Genomic DNA, 1,584 nt, shown 5'->3' on the forward strand with positions numbered 1-1,584 from the left:
GTAGTCAGGATAAGGGTTTAAGTTAAATCGGGATGACAGGATTTGAACCTGCGACATCCTGCTCCCAAAGCAGGCGCGCTACCAAGCTGCGCTACATCCCGTTGTACTCAAACCTCTCCATTATAGATCAGCTGACACCTATATGTCAATAGGCATTGGATGATATCAGCAATTCTCATTTGAGAAAAAAGCGACTCAAGGACGGAAAATGGGGTACTGTAAGGACATCCAAGAGCCAATAGGGTCAGAGCCGTTGGAAAAACATGAGTTGTTTGACACAATCGTCAGTTCTTTTCGCCAGCGTTTGTCCTCGTTACCGGACAAGCCTACTGGTAAGAATAGCCACTATGGGATGGAAGACGCAGCCAATCGCGCGTTTAGTGTGTTCTTCACTCAAACCCCATCATTCCTTGCCTATCAACGCACGATGGAAGGCAACAAAGGCAAGAGCAATGCTCAAAGCTTGTTTGGGGTTCATCAAATTCCCGGCGACAACCACATCCGGGATTTTTGGGCGACAGTGTCACCAGACCACATCTTTCCGGTCTTTGAGGATATCTTGCCGGTGCTCGAAGTCCAGGGGCAGTTGGTAAAATTCCGTTCTATTGCCAACAGTCTGTTAGTGGCGTTGGATGGGACTGAATATTTGAGTTCGGAGAAAATCCACTGCCCCCAGTGCTCGACACGCACCTATAAGTCTGGGGCAACCCATTACTTCCATGGGGTGGTGACTGCGGTCATCGTTTGTCCAGGACAAAAGCATCTGATTCCCTTGGTTCCTGAATTTATCGTGCCCCAAGATGGTCATGACAAGCAGGACTGTGAGACGGCGGCAGCCAAACGGTGATTATCGCGGCAAGGGGAACGTATCAGTAGATGGAACGTTACGGTCTTAGGGGATGACCTGTATTGTCACCAACCCTTGTGTGAGCAATTTCTAAAGCACCAACTCAACTTCATCCTCGTCTGTCGTCAGGAGTCCCACACCACCCTCCATGAACACCTTGATGGCATTGAGCTACCCACAGTCACAACCCTTGGTTGGACCGGGAAAGTCGAGGAAACCTATACCTACCGCTATCTCAACGCCGTGCCCCTCAGAGACAGTGATGATGCCCTGTTGGTCAACTGGTGCGAACTCACCGTCACCACTGCCGATGGCCAGGTGAGCTATCACAATGCCTTTGCTACGAATTATCCCCTCAGTGAGGAAAATGTCGCAGAAGTCGTGCTGGCAGGGCGAACCCGGTGGAAGGTGGAAAATGAAAACCACAACACCCTCAAGACCAAGGGCTACAATCTGGAACACAATTTCGGCCATGGTAAGCAGCATCTTTCCTCTTTACTGGCAACCCTTAATATCCTCTCTCTGCTCTTCCATACCTTCCTCGAACTGAGTAGGGGTCGAGAGAGATGTCGCCATCTCCCCCTCCCATACAAAACCGTACGTGAGACTTTCACCTCATACGGCTCCTAGCCTGACTGTGTTATGGTCGAAAGAGAAGTCACCTTCCCCAACTCCAATTGAAAACCGTGCTTGCGAGTTTCCCAGCACACGGCTCCTGATGTAGATACCCTATTTGG

General features: G+C 50.2%; 1 tRNA gene and 1 pseudogene. One reads left to right on the top strand and one right to left on the bottom strand.

Features of this window, described 5'->3' with window-relative positions:
* Window positions 1-27 precede the first annotated feature (27 nt).
* A tRNA-Pro gene (locus P5674_RS24540) sits at window positions 28-101 on the bottom strand.
* A gap of 179 nt (window positions 102-280) precedes the next feature.
* Here P5674_RS24540 and P5674_RS24545 point away from each other — a divergent pair.
* Window positions 281-1,477: pseudogene (locus P5674_RS24545) on the top strand (transposase).
* Window positions 1,478-1,584: the final 107 nt, after the last annotated feature.

The organism is Limnospira sp. PMC 289.06 (assembly GCF_032350395.1).
GTDB classification, from domain to species: Bacteria; Cyanobacteriota; Cyanobacteriia; order Cyanobacteriales; family Microcoleaceae; genus Limnospira; species Limnospira platensis.